Raw genomic sequence first — 13,429 nt, 5'->3', positions numbered from 1 at the left:
GCCCGGGGCTCGACACCGAAAGGAACACCATGACCGACACCTCCACTGCAGGCGGCTGCCCAGTCGTCCACACGTCTTCGGGTGCCAACCCGACGTCCGAACCCGGATCGCTGACCACTCCCCTGCAGGGCGACGCCAACGCCCAGTGGTGGCCCAACCGTCTCAACCTCAAGATCCTCGCGAAGAACCAGCCCGCCCGCGACCCGATGGACGCCGACTTCGACTACGCGGCGGAGTTCTCCACCCTCGACTACGACGGGCTCAAGGCGGACCTCGCCGCGCTGATGACGACGAGCGAGGACTGGTGGCCGGCCGACTTCGGCAACTACGGTCCGTTCATGATCCGCATGGCCTGGCACTCCGCCGGCACCTACCGCGTCCAGGACGGCCGCGGCGGCGGCGGTGAGGGCCAGCAGCGCTTCGCGCCGCTCAACTCATGGCCGGACAATGTCGGACTCGACAAGGCCCGCCGCCTCCTGTGGCCGGTGAAGAAGAAGTACGGCAAGAAGATCTCGTGGGCCGACCTCTTCATCCTCGCGGGCAATGTCGCCCTCGAGCAGATGGGATTCAAGACCTTCGGCTTCGCCGGCGGTCGTGCCGACGTGTGGGAGCCCGACAACGACGTCTACTGGGGTTCGGAGACCGAATGGCTGGGCACCGACAAGCGCTACGCGGGCAACCGTGAGCTGCAGAAGCCGCTCGCGGCGACGACGATGGGCCTCATCTACGTCAACCCCGAGGGCCCCGAGGGCGAACCCGACCCGGTCAAGGCCGCCGCTGACATCCGCGAGACCTTCGGCCGGATGGCGATGAACGACGAGGAGACCGTCGCCCTCATCGCCGGCGGCCACACCTTCGGCAAGACCCACGGCGCCGGCCCCGAGAGCCACAAGGGTGCGGATCCGGAAGCCGGTGCCCTCGAGGAGCAGGGGCTCGGCTGGAAGTCCGACTTCGGCACCGGTTCGGGCAACGACGCGATCGGCAGCGGCATCGAGGTCACGTGGACCTACCACCCGACCCGCTGGGACAACGAGTTCTTCCACATCCTCTTCGCGTACGAGTGGGAGAAGTTCGAGAACGAGGGCGGCCACATCCAGTGGCGTCCGGTCGACGGCGGCGGCGACGACATGGTGCCGATGGCCCAGGGTGAGGGACGCCGTGAGCCCCGCATGCTCACGACCGACCTCTCGCTGCGCTTCGACCCCGCCTACGAGAAGATCTCGCGTCGCTTCAAGGACGATCAGAAGGCCTTCGAGGACGCGTTCGCCCGTGCGTGGTTCAAGCTCACGCACCGCGACATGGGACCCGCGACCCGCTACCTCGGACCCGAGGTGCCGAACGAGGACCTCATCTGGCAGGATCCGATCCCAGCGGGCACCCCGCTGGGCAACGGCGAGGTCGAACTCGTCAAGGCGGCCGTGCGCAACTCGGGCCTCAGCGTCTCCCAGCTCGTGTCGACGACGTGGGCCGCCGCGTCCTCGCACCGCGTCTCCGACATGCGCGGCGGCGTCAACGGCGGTCGCCTGCGGCTGGAACCACAGCGGAACTGGACGGCCAATGAGCCGGCCAAGCTCGCCGAGGTGATCGGCGTGCTCGAGCGCATCGCCGCCGAGACCGGCGCCTCCTTCGCCGATGTCGTCGCGATCGCCGGGGCCGTCGGCGTCGAGACCGCCGCCGCGGCTGCGGGCTTCGACGTCACCGTGCCCGTGTCGACCGGACGCGGGGACGCCTCGCAGGAGCAGACGGACGTCGAGTCCTTCTCCTACCTCGAGCCGACCCACGACGGCTTCCGGAACTACCTCACCCCGGGCCTGCCGCTGGCCGCCGAGTATCTCCTCCTCGACCAGGCGAGCCTGCTCGGGCTCACCACCTCCGAGCTCACGGTGCTCATCGGCGGACTCCGCGTCCTCGGCGCGAACTACGAGGACTCCGAGCTCGGTGTGTTCACCGACCGCAAGGGCGAGCTGACGAACGACTTCTTCGTCAACCTCCTCGAGCTCGGCAACACGTGGAAGGCCGTCGGCGATTCGGCGACGACCAACCTCTACGAGTCCTACTCCCCGGCCGGTGAGAAGCTGTGGTCGGGCAGCCGTGTCGACCTGCTCTTCGGGTCGAACTCCGAGCTGCGCGCGATCGCCGAGGTCTACGCCTCCGACGATGCACAGGAGAAGTTCGTCAACGACTTCGTCAATGCCTGGTCGAAGGTCGTCGAGGCCGACCGCTACGACCTCAAGCGCTGAGGTCAGTCTCTCCTCGCCGTGGTGGGCCGCCTCGGCGAGGATGACCTGCCCTGTGAGGAGAGGTGAGAAGGCGGTGTCCCGTTATCGGGGCACCGCCTTCGTCGTGTCCCGCCTCGTCGGTGAATCGTCCGACACCGGAGAGTGTGTCCGCCGCTACACTGGGGGTCATGCCCGACGAACAGCTCGAACCACCGTCCCGCCCGAGGATCCGGGCCTCCGACGCCGACCGCGACGCCGTCCTCGCCGTCATCACCGAGGCGGTGAGCAGCGGTCGCCTCGACCCCGATGAGACCGCCGAGCGGCAGGACGAGGCGATCCGGGCGAAGTACCTCGACGAGCTCGCTCCGCTCATCGTCGACCTGCCCGAAGGACGCGAACTCCACCACCGCCTCGAGCAGCAGACGGGCGGAACGACCCCGGGTGCCCAGATCGTGCCGCGCAATGCACCCGCGCCGCTCTCGCCGACTGCCCCGCCGGGCTCGGCGAGCCCCGTGAACTCGGTGGCGATCATGTCCGGGCGGGAGATCGACGTGCCCGCCGGCACCGCCGAGGTGACGACGTACGCGCTCATGGGCGGGGACAACATCGACCTCACCGAGGTCATGGGTCCCGGCGTCACCGTCGAACTCGTGGCGTATTCGATGTGGGCCGGCAACGACATCTACGTGCCGCCGGGCGTGCAGATCAAGGACGAGACGATCAACATCATGGCCGGCAACGAGATCCGGCAGTCGGCCAGAGGCGACGGCTCGAACGGCACCGTCGTGCTCAAGGGGTTCTCGCTCATGGCCGGCCACGACGTGCACTTGGCCAAAGGCTACCGAGGAAAGGACCAGGGACAGCTGACATGAGAATCGGAATCCTCACCTCCGGCGGCGACAGCCCCGGCCTCAACGCCGTCATCCGCGGCATCGTCCGCAAGGGCATCCGCTCGCACGGTTCGTCGTTCGTCGGCATCCGCGACGGCTGGCGGGGTCTGCTCGAGGACGACATGTTCGAGATGTCGATGCTCGACGTCCGCGGCCTCTCCGGACGCGGCGGCACGATCCTCGGCACTTCCCGCACCCACCCCTACGAGGACGGGGGTCCCGCGCGGATGCGGGAGGTGCTCGCCGCGCACGACATCGACGCGATCGTCGCGATCGGCGGTGAGGGGACGCTCTCGGGGGCCTCCCGCCTCGTCGAGGAGGAGGGGATCAACATCGTCGGCGTGCCGAAGACGATCGACAACGACCTCGACAACACCGACTACACGTTCGGCTTCGACACCGCCCAGTCGATTGCCACCGAGGCGATCGACCGTCTGCGCACCACCGCGGAGTCCCACCACCGGTGCATGGTCATCGAGGTGATGGGCCGCAACGTCGGCTGGATCGCCCTCCACTCGGGCATGGCCGGCGGGGCGCACGCGATCCTCATGCCGGAGTTCCCCGTGTCGATGGAGCAGATCGGGCAGTGGGTGACCTCGGCGCGGGATCGCGGTCGCGCCCCGATCGTCGTCGTCGCCGAGGGCTTCGTGCCCGAGGGCCTCGACGAGCAGATCGCCGACCGCGGAGTCGACTCCCGGGGCCGGGCCCGCCTCGGCGGCATCGCCAACTACCTCGCGCCGCTCATCGAGGAGCAGACGGGCATCGAGACCCGCGCGACGATCCTCGGTCACCTGCAGCGGGGCGGCTCCCCCACCGCCTACGACCGGGTTCTCTCGACGCGTCTGGGCATGGCCGCGGCCGACCTCGCCCACGGTGAGCAGTGGGGCAAGATGGCGAGCCTCAAGGGCACCGACATCGTCGCCGTCGAGATGGCCTCGGCCGTCGACAGCCTCAAGACCGTGCCGCTCGACCGGTGGGAAGAGGCGCAGGTCCTCTTCGGCTGAGAGTCTGCGGTGCAGCTGCGGGCGGGAAGCGTGTCCGCGCTGGAAGCGGTTGCGCTGGGCAGAAGTGTTTCTGCCGGCGAGAAGTTTGCGACACGCACGTTGCGCCTGCGAAAAGTCGTTCTGCCCATCGACTGGTTGCCCGCAGAACGACTTTTGGCCGACAGTCACAATCGGCACAAGCGTGTCGCGGGCGAGTGCCCGCAAGAAGCGCGTACGCCGGCCAGAAGTGTGTCTGCCTGCTGGAAGAGTGTGCGCCGGCTGGAAGTGAGTCAGCCTGCTGGAAGTGTGTCCGCGCCGGAAGCGGTTGCGCTGGGCAAAAGTGGTTCTGCCGGCGAGAAGTTTGCGACACGCACGCTGTGTCGGCGAAAAGTCGTTCTGCCCATCGACTGGTTGCCTGCAGAACGACTTTTGGCCGACAGTCACAATCGGCACAAGCATGTCGCGGGCATGCAGAAGGGGCACCCACCGAATCGGTGGGTGCCCCTTGCGTGCACTCGGAGGCGGCCGAGTCGCCTCAGCCGGTCAGCGGACCGGACTGCGGCAGCTCAATGCCGACTCAGCTGAAGGCGCCGTAGTCGTAGTCCTCGAGCGGGATGGCGGAGCCGGAATCGGATCCGATGCCCGCGTAGAAGTCACCGTAGCTGTTGGTGAACATCTCCGCCTTCGCCTCCTCCGTCGGCTCCACAACGATGTTGCGGTGCGTCTGGAGGCCGGTGCCGGCCGGGATGAGCTTACCGAGGATGACGTTCTCCTTCAGGCCCATGAGCGTGTCCGACTTGCCTTCCATCGCAGCCTCGGTGAGGACACGCGTGGTCTCCTGGAAGGACGCGGCCGACAGCCACGACTCGGTCGCCAGCGAGGCCTTCGTGATGCCCATGAGCTCATCACGGGCCGAGGCCGGCTGACCGCCCTCGGCGACGACGCGACGGTTCTCCGCCTGGTACCGGCCGCGGTCGACGAGCTCGCCGGGCAGCAGGTTCGTGTCGCCGGACTCGATGACCGTGACGCGACGCAGCATCTGGCGCACGATGACCTCGATGTGCTTGTCGTGGATGCCCACGCCCTGCGAGCGGTACACCTTCTGCACCTGCTCGACGAGGAAGCGCTCGGCCTCACGGCGACCGCGGATGCGCAGCACCTGCTTCGGGTCGACCGCACCGACGACGAGCTGCTCGCCCGCCGACACGTGCTGACCGTCCTCGACGAGGAGGCGGGCGCGCTTGGAGACTGCGTGCTCGATCTCCTCGCTGCCGTCATCGGGGGTGATGACGACGAAGCGGGTCTTGCGGCTGTCGTCGATCTTCACTCGACCGGTCGCCTCGGCGATGGGGGCGAAGCCCTTCGGGGTCCGGGCCTCGAAGAGCTCGGTGACACGGGGCAGACCCTGGGTGATGTCACCCGAGGACGCCGCCACACCACCGGTGTGGAAGGTGCGCATCGTCAGCTGCGTGCCGGGCTCGCCGATCGACTGGGCAGCGACCGTGCCGATCGCCTCGCCGATGTCGACGAGCTTGCCGGTGGCCATCGAGCGACCGTAGTGCATCGCCGAGATCTGCGTGTCGGAGTCCGCGGTGAGCACGGAGTAGACCTTGAGCTCTTCGATGCCGTTGGCCACGAGGAGGTCGACGACCTCGGCGGTGACGTCCGTCTTCGCCGGGACGATGACGTTGCCGTCGGCGTCGGTGACATCGGCGACCGTGAGGCGGCCGAAGACGCTGGTCTCGACGAACTCGTGCGGGACGAGGTTGCCGTCGTGGTCGCGCTCGGCCACGGGCAGGGTGATGCCCTTGGTCGAATCGGTCTCCGCGGTGCGGATGATGACGTCCTGCGAGACGTCGACGAGACGACGCGTGAGGTAACCGGAGTCCGCGGTCCGCAGCGCCGTGTCCGCGAGGCCCTTGCGGGCGCCGTGGGAGGCGATGAAGTACTCGAGCACCGAGAGGCCCTCACGGTAGTTCGACGTGATCGGACGCGGGATGATCTCACCCTTCGGGTTCGTCACCAGGCCGCGCATACCGGCGAGCTGACGGACCTGCATCCAGTTGCCGGACGCGCCGGAGTCGACGAGGCGCAGCACCGAGTTCTCCTCCGGGAAGTTCGTCCGCATGACCTGGTCGACCTTCTCGGTGGTCTCGGTCCACAGCTTGACGAGCTCGTTGCGGCGCTCGTCGTCGGTCAGGGCTCCGAGTTCGTACTGCTGCTGGACCTTGGTGTCGAGCGCCTCGGCGTTCTCGAGGATCTCCGTCTTCGCCTCGGGCGAGACGATGTCGGACATCGCCACGGTGATGCCCGAGCGGGTCGCCCAGTGGAAGCCGCCGGACTTGAAGTTGTCCAGCGTGTGCGCGACCTCGACCTTCGGGTACTCCTCGGCGAGGTGGTTGACGATCCGGCTCAGCGCCTTCTTGTCGATCGTCGAGTTGACGAACGTGTAGTCGGCGGGCAGGAACTCGTTGAACAGGGCGCGACCCAGCGTCGTGGTGACGTCGAGGTCGGTGCCCGGCTCCCAGCCTTCAGGGACGTCGAGATCCGCACCCGGAACGACGTTCTCCAGACGGATCGTGACGACCGAACCGAGGTCGAGCTCGCCGTGGTCGAAGGCCATGATGGCTTCGCCGAGGCTGGAGAACGACCGGCCTTCGCCGGCGAGTCCCTTGCGCTCCGAGGTGAGGTGGTAGAGGCCGATGATCATGTCCTGGGAGGGCATGGTCACGGGCTTGCCGTCGGAGGGCTTGAGGATGTTGTTCGCCGAGAGCATGAGGATGCGGGCCTCGGCCTGCGCCTCAGGGCTCAGCGGCAGGTGGACAGCCATCTGGTCGCCGTCGAAGTCGGCGTTGAACGCCGAGCACACGAGCGGGTGCAGCTGGATGGCCTTGCCCTCGATGAGCTGGGGTTCGAACGCCTGGATGCCGAGGCGGTGCAGAGTCGGTGCGCGGTTGAGCAGGACCGGGTGCTCGGTGATGACCTCTTCGAGGACGTCCCACACCTGCGGGTGCTGGCGCTCGACCATGCGCTTGGCCGACTTGATGTTCTGGGCGTGGTTGAGATCGACCAGACGCTTCATGACGAAGGGCTTGAACAGCTCGAGCGCCATGGTCTTGGGCAGACCGGCCTGGTGCAGGCTCAGCTGCGGACCGACGACGATGACCGAACGGCCCGAGTAGTCCACGCGCTTGCCGAGCAGGTTCTGACGGAACCGGCCCTGCTTGCCCTTGAGCATGTCGGACAGCGACTTGAGCGGGCGGTTGCCCGGTCCGGTCACCGGACGTCCGCGACGACCGTTGTCGAACAGCGAGTCGACGGCTTCCTGGAGCATCCGCTTCTCGTTGTTGACGATGATCTCGGGGGCACCGAGGTCGAGGAGCCGCTTGAGACGGTTGTTGCGGTTGATCACACGACGGTAGAGGTCGTTGAGATCGGAGGTCGCGAACCGGCCGCCGTCGAGCTGGACCATCGGACGCAGCTCGGGCGGGATCACCGGGACGACGTCGAGGACCATGCCCTCGGGGTTGTTGTCCGTGGTGAGGAACGCGTTGACGACCTTGAGGCGCTTGAGCGCCCGGGTCTTGCGCTGTCCCTTGCCGGTCTGGATGAGCTCGCGCAGCTTCTCGGCTTCGGCCTCGAGGTCGAAGTCGAGCAGACGCTTCTGGATCGCCTCGGCGCCCATGGCACCGGTGAAGTAGAGCCCGAAGCGGGCGAACATCTCGCGGTAGAGGCTCTCATCGCCCTCGAGGTCGTTGACCTTGAGGTTCTTGAACCGATCCCACACCTGCTCAAGACGGTCGATCTCGCGATCGGCGTTCTTGCGCAGCTTCTCCGTCTCTTTGTCGGCGACGTCGCGCAGCTTCTTCTTGGCCTGAGCGGAGCCGCCCTCGGCCTCGAGCGCTGCGAGATCCTCTTCGAGCTTCTTGGCCCGACGGTCGATGTCGGCATCCCGGCGGTCGCCGATCTGCGCCTTCTCGACGTCGATCTTGTTCTGCAGGCTCGGCAGGTCCCGGTGACGGGACTCCTCGTCGACAGACGTGATCATGTACGCGGCGAAGTAGATGACCTTCTCGAGGTCCTTCGGCGCGAGGTCGAGCAGGTAGCCCAAGCGCGAGGGGACGCCCTTGAAGTACCAGATGTGGGTGACGGGAGCGGCGAGCTCGATGTGGCCCATGCGCTCACGGCGCACCTTGGCACGGGTCACCTCGACGCCGCAGCGCTCGCAGATGATGCCCTTGAAGCGCACGCGCTTGTACTTGCCGCACGCGCACTCCCAGTCACGGGTGGGACCGAAGATCTTCTCGCAGAAGAGTCCGTCCTTCTCCGGCTTGAGGGTGCGGTAGTTGATGGTCTCCGGCTTCTTCACCTCGCCGTGGGACCAGCTGCGGATGTCATCGGCGGTGGCGAGACCGATCCGCAGCTCATCGAAGTAATTGACGTCAGGCACGTAAATCCTCTTTCCTGGCGATGGGCTCAACGCCCATCAGAAATTCTTGTGTCGGTTGGAGTGGAAGTGCTCAGACTTCTTCTACGGTCTGGGCTTCGCGGTAGGACAGGTCGATGCCCAGCTCTTCAGCTGCTCGGTAGACCTCGTCCTCCGAGTCGCGCATCTCGACCTGGCCGCCGTCGGAAGACAGGACTTCGACGTTGAGGCACAGGGACTGCATCTCCTTGATGAGGACCTTGAACGACTCGGGGATCCCCGGGTCGGGCAGGTTCTCGCCCTTGACGATGGCTTCGTAGACCTTGACACGGCCCGGGATGTCATCCGACTTGATCGTCAGCAGCTCCTGGAGCGTGTACGCGGCACCGTAGGCCTCGAGGGCCCACACTTCCATCTCACCGAAGCGCTGACCGCCGAACTGCGCCTTACCACCGAGCGGCTGCTGGGTGATCATCGAGTACGGTCCGGTCGAACGCGCGTGGATCTTGTCGTCGACGAGGTGGTGGAGCTTGAGCATGTACATGTAGCCGACCGAGATCGGGTACGGGAACGGCTCACCGGAGCGACCGTCGAACAGCTGGGCCTTGCCCGAGGAGTCGATGAGCCGATCTCCGTCGCGGTTCGGGGTCGTGGCATCGAGGAGTCCGCGCAGCTCCTGCTCGTGGGCACCGTCGAAGACCGGGGTGGCCAGGTTCGTGCCGGCCTCGGCTTCGCGGGCGAGCTGCGGAAGCTCCTCGGCCCACTCGGGGCTGCCCTCGATCTTCCAGCCCTGCTTCGAGATCCATCCGAGGTGGATCTCGAACACCTGGCCGATGTTCATACGACGGGGCACGCCGTGCGGGTTGAGGATGACGTCGACGGGGGTGCCGTCGGCGAGGAACGGCATGTCCTCGACCGGCAGGATCGTCGAGATGACGCCCTTGTTGCCGTGACGGCCGGCCATCTTGTCGCCGATCGTGATCTTGCGTCGCTGGGCGACGTAGACGCGGACCATCTGGTTGACGCCGGGCGAGAGCTCGTCGTCGTCCTCGCGGTCGAAGACGCGCACGCCGATGACGGTGCCGATCTCGCCGTGGGGCACGCGCAGCGAGGTGTCGCGGACCTCACGGGACTTCTCACCGAAGATCGCCCGGAGCAGACGCTCCTCCGGGGTCAGCTCGGTCTCACCCTTCGGGGTGACCTTGCCGACGAGGATGTCGCCGTCGGTGACCTCGGCGCCGATGCGGATGATGCCGCGATCGTCGAGGTCGGCCAGGGCGTCGGGCGAGATGTTCGGGATGTCCCGGGTGATCTCCTCGGCGCCGAGCTTCGTGTCGCGGGCGTCGACCTCGTGCTCCTCGATGTGGATCGAGGAGAGGACGTCGTCCTGGACGAGGCGCTGCGAGAGGATGATCGCATCCTCGAAGTTGTAGCCCTCCCACGACATGAACGCGACGAGGAGGTTCTTGCCGAGAGCCATCTCGCCGTTCTCCGTCGACGGTCCGTCGGCGAGGACGGCACCGGTCTCGACGCGGTCGCCCTCGTCGACGATGATGCGCTGGTTGTACGAGGTGCCGTGGTTCGAGCGCTTGAACTTCGAGGCCCGGTAGGTCTGCATCGTGCCGTCGTCGGCGAGGACGGTGACGAAGTCAGCCGAGACCTCGGTGACGACGCCCGCCTTCTCCGCGACGATGACGTCGCCGGCGTCGACGGCCGCACGGTACTCCATGCCGGTGCCCACGACAGGGGCCTCGGACATGACCAGCGGCACGGCCTGACGCTGCATGTTCGCACCCATGAGGGCGCGGTTCGCGTCGTCGTGCTCGAGGAACGGGATGAGCGCCGAGGCGACGGACACCATCTGACGTGCGGAGACGTCCATGAAGTCGATCTGGTCGCGGAGGACCAGTTCGGCTTCGCCGCCGCCGCCCTTGGGACGCGCGAGGACCTCTTCCTCGGCGAAGTGCTGATCGTCGGTCAGCGGGGCGTTGGCCTGTGCGATGTTGTAGTCGAGCTCGTCATCGGCGGTGAGGTACTCGGTCTCGTCCGTGACGACACCGTCGACGACCTTGCGGTACGGGGTCTCGATGAAGCCGAACGGGTTGATCCGGGCGTACGAGGCCAGCGAACCGATGAGGCCGATGTTCGGACCCTCGGGGGTCTCGATCGGGCACATGCGGCCGTAGTGCGACGGGTGGACGTCTCGGACCTCCATCGCCGCGCGGTCGCGCGAGAGGCCGCCGGGTCCCAGCGCCGAGAGGCGGCGCTTGTGGGTCAGACCCGCGAGCGGGTTGTTCTGATCCATGAACTGCGAGAGCTGCGAGGTTCCGAAGAACTCCTTGATCGCGGCGACGACAGGACGGATGTTGATCAGCGTCTGCGGCGTGATGGCCTCGACGTCCTGGGTGGTCATGCGTTCGCGCACGACGCGCTCCATGCGGGACAGGCCCGTGCGGACCTGGTTCTCGATGAGCTCGCCGACCGCGCGGATGCGACGGTTGCCGAAGTGGTCGATGTCGTCGAGCTTGACGCGCAGCTCGATCTCCTCGCCGTCGCGCTCACCCTTCGTCGTCTCGACTCCGGCGTGGAGGGAGACGAGGTAGCGGATGGTCGCGGCGATGTCGTCGACCGAGAGCACCGAGTCCGAGAGCGGGGCGTCGACGCCGAGCTTCCGGTTGACCTTGTAGCGGCCGACCTTGGCCAGGTCGTAGCGCTTGGGGTTGAAGTAGAGGTTGTTGAGCAGATTGCGCGCAGCCTCGGCGGTCGCGGGCTCGGCCGGACGCAGCTTCTTGTAGATGTCGAGCAGCGCCTCCTCCTGCGTGGAGACGGTGTCCTTCGCGAGCGTCTCGCGGATGGACTCGAACTCGCCGAACTCCTCGAGGATCTTCGACTCGGTCCAGCCGAGGGCCTTGAGCAGGACGGTGACGGACTGCTTGCGCTTGCGGTCGAGGCGGACGCCGACCTGGTCGCGCTTGTCGACCTCGAACTCGAGCCAGGCGCCGCGGGAGGGGATGATCTTCGCTGAGAAGATGTCCTTGTCCGTGGTCTTGTCGACGCTCGACTCGAAGTAGGCGCCGGGCGAGCGGACGAGCTGGGAGACGACGACGCGCTCTGTGCCGTTGACGATGAACGTGCCCTTGTCGGTCATGAGCGGGAAGTCGCCCATGAAGACCGTCTGGGACTTGATCTCACCGGTGTTGTTGTTCATGAACTCGGCGGTGACGTAGAGCGGCGCCGAGTAGGTCATGTCGCGTTCCTTGCACTCGTCGATCGAGTACTTGGGAGCTTCGAACCTGTGCTCGCGGAACGACAGCGACATCGATCCGCCGAAGTCCTCGATCGGCGAGATCTCTTCGAAGATGTCCTCGAGACCTGAGGTGGTCGCGACGGAGTCGTCTCCGATCTCGATGGCTTCGGCGACGCGGTCCTGCCACGCTTCCGAGCCGATGAGCCAGTCGAAGCTGTCGGTCTGGAGGCCGAGCAGGTCGGGAACCTCGAGGGGTTCGCGGATCTTCGCGAACGAGATTCTCTTGGGGGGGTTAGCGGTCCTGGTGTTGTCGTTGGCGGCGGCCAATGGGATCCTTCCGAGTGCTTCACCAATTGATGCGTCGCGACCCCACCCTCACACCGGTCGTCTGGCTCCGGGAGTGTCGATTTCGACACCGGGCGACAACGTGGTTGACTGGAGTGGAACTGACCTGCCCCCCGCTATATGAAGGCACGCCACAGGCACGGCAACGCAAATATCAAGCTTATAGCATTCGGTCAAGTCCCGCAAGGTCAGGTTGTGATCTTCTTCCACACGCTCGTCCACGCGTAGGTCTCGAACCCGGCGAGGTCGTTGATCGCGAGCATCCACGAGTTCTCCGCCGCATTCCAGGTGTAGACCCGCTCGACCTCTGACTCCTGCAGCAACGTTGCGTGGTTGGCCCTCTTCAGCCGGGCGCCGAGGCCGTGTCCGCGGTGCTCAGCGATGACGAGCGTCCCGCCCTGGTCGCCGACGGCGGGCCGCTCGGCGAAGTGGGCGGCCTGGGTGTAGCCGGCGACCTCGTCGCCCTTCATCGCCAGCGCCGTCATCAGCCGTTTGCCGGAGGCCTCCCGGTCGGCGTCGTTCGCGCGGACCCGGTCGGCGTCCCAGAACTCCTCCTCCTCGAGGTCAGCGGCCCCGGGCGTGTCCGTCGACATCCTCCGCTGGAGGAGGGCGAGCGCCTCGAGGTGCTCCTCGGGGGTGGGTCCGGCCCACGTGAGGATCGCATAGCCGTCGGCGGCGACCTCTCCCCCGCCGACCAGGTCGTCCCCGACCTCGCGGATCCGCGCGACCGAGCAGCGTTCGAGCTGGCGCAGAGAGTACCCGTGGGCCCGGGCGAAGGCGACCTCCGGCAGGGCCGAGGGCAGCGCCCCCGTCCCCGAGGCGGCCGCGATCCGCGCGGTGCGCGGCTCCCGGTCGACGACACCGGCCGGGGTTTCGGCGAAGCTCGTCAGCGTCCGTCGCCCCTCGCCGGCCAGCTGCTCCTCCATGACGGCGAGCAGCTCGGATCCCAGCCCCTGCCGGCGGTGCTCGGGGTGGACTGCGACGTGGATCTCCGCGGCATTCTGATTGTCCTGGAGGTCGAGGTAGGCGATGCCCTTGGCGACGATGTCTCCGCCGAGTCGGCCGAGCCACAGCGCGTGCGTCGTATAGTCGTTCGTCCGCTGCAGCTGCCTGCGCACCTCCGCGGAGCGGGGGTCGAAGTCGGGACCGAGACCCGAGGCTGAGTTGACGACGCGGTCGAAGGCGACCACCTCGGCGACGGTGTCCTCGATCTCGGACTCCGGGAGCGTTCCGGCGGGAATGTGCGTGATCTCCATCGATCTCCTTGTCCTCGTGTGCCAGCGCCAGCCGCGGTGCGGGGCGCTCCGTGAGCGAGTCTA

General features: G+C 67.0%; 6 protein-coding genes. 3 read left to right on the top strand and 3 right to left on the bottom strand.

Going from position 1 to position 13,429, the window contains the following annotated elements:
• Positions 1-29: 29 nt before the first annotated feature.
• The 3 genes from katG to ACFQ91_RS08555 all read left to right on the top strand — a co-directional run bounded on the left by katG (position 30) and on the right by ACFQ91_RS08555 (position 4,113).
• Positions 30-2,240, top strand: coding sequence for a catalase/peroxidase HPI (gene katG, locus ACFQ91_RS08565; RefSeq protein WP_376904143.1), 2,211 nt, complete (start codon positions 30-32; stop codon positions 2,238-2,240).
• A 167-nt stretch (positions 2,241-2,407) separates the two neighbouring features.
• Positions 2,408-3,091, top strand: a complete 684-nt coding sequence (locus ACFQ91_RS08560) for a DUF1707 domain-containing protein (RefSeq protein ID WP_211977974.1) — start codon at positions 2,408-2,410, stop codon at positions 3,089-3,091.
• Complete coding sequence (locus tag ACFQ91_RS08555) at positions 3,088-4,113, top strand: 6-phosphofructokinase (RefSeq protein ID WP_198498198.1); 1,026 nt, start codon at positions 3,088-3,090, stop codon at positions 4,111-4,113. The genes ACFQ91_RS08560 and ACFQ91_RS08555 overlap by 4 nt, the downstream gene beginning before the upstream one ends.
• Positions 4,114-4,669: 556 nt before the next feature.
• Here the strand turns inward: ACFQ91_RS08555 and ACFQ91_RS08550 are convergent.
• From ACFQ91_RS08550 to ACFQ91_RS08540, 3 genes are all read right to left on the bottom strand, one after another.
• The gene (locus tag ACFQ91_RS08550; RefSeq protein WP_376870889.1) at positions 4,670-8,542 is read right to left on the bottom strand and encodes a DNA-directed RNA polymerase subunit beta'; all 3,873 of its coding nucleotides are present in this window, start codon (positions 8,540-8,542) and stop codon (positions 4,670-4,672) included.
• Positions 8,543-8,612: 70 nt separating this feature from the next.
• Positions 8,613-12,092, bottom strand: a complete 3,480-nt coding sequence (gene rpoB, locus ACFQ91_RS08545) for a DNA-directed RNA polymerase subunit beta (RefSeq protein ID WP_259821079.1) — start codon at positions 12,090-12,092, stop codon at positions 8,613-8,615.
• 206 nt (positions 12,093-12,298) lie between these two features.
• On the bottom strand, positions 12,299-13,366 hold the full coding sequence (locus ACFQ91_RS08540) for a GNAT family N-acetyltransferase (RefSeq protein ID WP_259821081.1): 1,068 nt from the start codon (positions 13,364-13,366) through the stop codon (positions 12,299-12,301).
• Between the last annotated feature and the right edge of the window lie 63 nt (positions 13,367-13,429).

The organism is Brevibacterium sp. NPDC056726 (assembly GCF_042790515.1).
Taxonomy (GTDB): Bacteria; Actinomycetota; Actinomycetes; order Actinomycetales; family Brevibacteriaceae; genus Brevibacterium; species Brevibacterium sanguinis.
Note: the sequence above shows the minus strand (reverse complement) of the source record. Positions and strands in the feature narration are given on the sequence as shown.